This is a genomic window from Mycobacterium sp., from assembly GCF_052144515.1.
Lineage (GTDB): Bacteria > Actinomycetota > Actinomycetes > Mycobacteriales > Mycobacteriaceae > Mycobacterium.
Map to the genome: position 1 here is coordinate 1 of NZ_JBKQQD010000441.1, position 2,688 is coordinate 2,688.

The window sequence follows — 2,688 nt, forward strand, 5'->3', positions numbered from 1 at the left end:
CGCTTTGCACGACCCGGTCGGCCGTGGTGGTGCGCGGCGCAATGGTGCGGGTGCGCTCGGAGGTCACGGCCGACCCCCGGCCAAGCTTGTCCCCCGAACGCAACTGACGCAGCACGGGCCATTCCAGGAAAACTCTCGGGATCGCCATTCCCTCAGCCTAGTGCGTCACGCCGAAACCTCGCCCGGTCAGCGCACCACGATCGTGTGCTCGCCGCGGGGCACCAGCGCCCCGATGACGGGCACGCCCGGGATTTCGCCGGCGATCAGCAGCCCGCCCGAGGTCTGCGCGTCGGCGAGCAACAGGGCTTCCTCCTCGCCGACCTTCGACAGGTCGACGTGCGGGGCCACCCAGTCGAGGTTTCGCCGCGAGCCGCCGCTGAGGTAGCCGGCCGCCAGCGCCGCGCGTGCGCCCTCCAGATAGGGCACCGCCGCCGAGTCGATCACCGCCGTTACGCCGCTGGCGCGGGCCAGCTTGTACAAATGTCCGAGCAGGCCGAAACCGGTTACATCGGTTGCGCATTCGATGCCCGCCGCCAACGCGGCTGCGGCGGCTCCGGCGTTGAGGGTGGTCATCACGGCGACCGCCTCCTCAAAGCGCTCCCCAGTGGCCTTGTGCCTGTTGTTCAGCACACCGATCCCGAGCGGCTTGGTCAGCGACAGCGGCGTGCCAGGCTTCCCGGCGTCGTTGCGCAGCAACCGGTTTGGGTCGCCGATCCCGGTGACCGCCAGTCCGTATTTGGGCTCCGGGTCGTCGACGCTGTGTCCGCCCGCGAGATGGCAACCGGCGAGGTCGCATACGTCCAGTCCGCCGCGCAGCGTCTCGGTCGCCAGCTCGAACGGCAGCACATCGCGCGGCCAGCCGAGCAGATTCACCGCGACCACCGGGCGCCCGCCCATCGCGTACACGTCGGACAGCGCGTTGGTGGCCACGATTCGGCCCCAGTCGTAGGCGTCGTCCACCACCGGCGCAAAGAAGTCCGTCGTCGCGATCAGCGCGATGTCGCCATCGATGCGCACCACCGCCGCGTCGTCGCCGCTGTCCAGCCCGACCAGCAACTCGCCGAGCGGGTCGCGCGGCGCGGCGCATAACTTAGGGCCCAACCCGCGAAGCACGTCCTCCAGCTCACCGGGCGGAATCTTGCACGCACAACCGCCGCCGTGGGCGTATTGGGTCAGTCGGTACGTCACACCGTCCATGGTGCCGGCCGTGTGAAGGCTGCGACAATTGGCGTCATGGTCCAGGGAGGCGTTTCCGGTCTGGTGACCGGCGCGGTCTTCAAAACCGTCGAACGGCAGACGCTGCCGCTGGCGGGTTCGATTCCCGTCCGCCTCCGCCATGCTCCTTCGGACCCGGCATGAGTGATCCGCGCCGGCGAGTGCCCGGCACCGACGTCCTACTCGCCGATCCGCGCCTGGTCGAGGCGCAGCGGGTGCTGGGCCGCGCCCTGGTGAAGTCCGTGATCGCCGCCGCCCAGCAGCGCGCCCGCGCCGGGGAGATCGAGCCCGAGCGCGTCGCCGAGCACGCGGTCGCCGCCCTTCCCGCCACCGCGTCGAGCCTTCGGCCCGTCGTCAACGCCACCGGCGTGCTGGTACACACCAACCTGGGCCGGGCACCGCTGTCGCGGGCCGCTGTGGACGCGGTGGTCGCCGCGGCCGGCACCACGGACGTCGAGTTCGACCTCGCAACGGGCAGGCGCGCCCGCCGCGGCCGGGGCGCACTGGCCGCGCTGGCCCGGGCAGTGCCCGCCGCGGGCGATGTGCACGTCGTCAACAACAACGCCGCCGCGCTGCTGTTGGCCGCCCTCACGCTGGCTCCGGGCAAGGAAATCGTGCTCAGCCGCGGCGAACTCGTCGAAATCGGTGACGGCTTCCGCATCCCGGAACTGCTGGCGTCCACCGGATCGCGGTTGCGCGAAGTCGGCACCACCAACCGCACCGGCCTGCGCGACTACGCCGAGGCGATCGGCCCCGAGACCGGCTTCGTGCTGAAGGTGCACCCATCCAACTTCGCCGTCAGCGGGTTCACGTCGACGGTCAACATCACGGAATTGGCGCCGGAATTGACGAAGCTGGGCGTTCCCCTGGTGGTCGACATCGGCTCCGGGCTGTTGACCCCACATCCGGTGCTGCCCGACGAGCCGGACGCGACTTCGACGCTGCGCGACGGCGCGGACCTGGTGACCGCCAGCGGCGACAAGCTTCTCGGCGGCCCGCAGGCCGGCCTGCTCTTCGGCCGCCCGGAGCTCATCGAGCGGCTGCGGCGGCATCCGGCGGCGCGCGCCCTGCGGGTGGACAAGCTGACGCTGGCCGCGCTGGAAGCGACCCTACTGGGTCCGCCGCCGCCGGTGGCGCAGGCTTTGGCGGCCGACGTGGCGCAACTGCGCGCCCGCGCCGAGTCGCTCGCCGCCGCGCTGCCCGAGAACCTGGGGGCCGACGCGGTCGACTGCGATGCGGCCGTCGGCGGCGGCGGGGCGCCGGGCGTCAAACTGCCCAGCGCCGCGGTCAGCCTGCCCGAGTCCTACGCCGCCGCGCTGCGCGCCGGCAGCCCGCCCGTCGTCGGTCGCCTGGAGGCCGGGCGGTGCCTCCTCGACCTGCGCACTGTGGCCCCCGAGGACGACGAGCTGCTGGCGGCGGCGGTGCGGGCGTGTTCGTCCTAGCCACTGCCGGGCACGTCGACCACGGCAAGTC

General features: G+C 72.1%; 2 protein-coding genes and 1 tRNA gene. 2 read left to right on the plus strand and 1 reads right to left on the minus strand.

Features of this window, described 5'->3' with window-relative positions; translation table 11 throughout:
• Positions 1 to 186: 186 nt before the first annotated feature.
• Positions 187 to 1,197 (minus strand): selenide, water dikinase SelD, encoded by a 1,011-nt coding sequence (gene selD, locus ACLP9N_RS29820; RefSeq protein ID WP_442410741.1) that lies wholly within the window; start codon positions 1,195 to 1,197, stop codon positions 187 to 189.
• A 45-nt stretch (positions 1,198 to 1,242) separates the two neighbouring features.
• On the opposite strand from selD, the gene ACLP9N_RS29825 reads away from it, so the two are divergent.
• Together ACLP9N_RS29825 and selA are read left to right on the plus strand one after the other, a co-directional pair.
• Positions 1,243 to 1,337, plus strand: a tRNA-Sec gene (locus ACLP9N_RS29825).
• An 18-nt stretch (positions 1,338 to 1,355) separates the two neighbouring features.
• Positions 1,356 to 2,657 (plus strand): L-seryl-tRNA(Sec) selenium transferase, encoded by a 1,302-nt coding sequence (gene selA, locus ACLP9N_RS29830; RefSeq protein ID WP_442410742.1) that lies wholly within the window; start codon positions 1,356 to 1,358, stop codon positions 2,655 to 2,657.
• Positions 2,658 to 2,688: the final 31 nt, after the last annotated feature.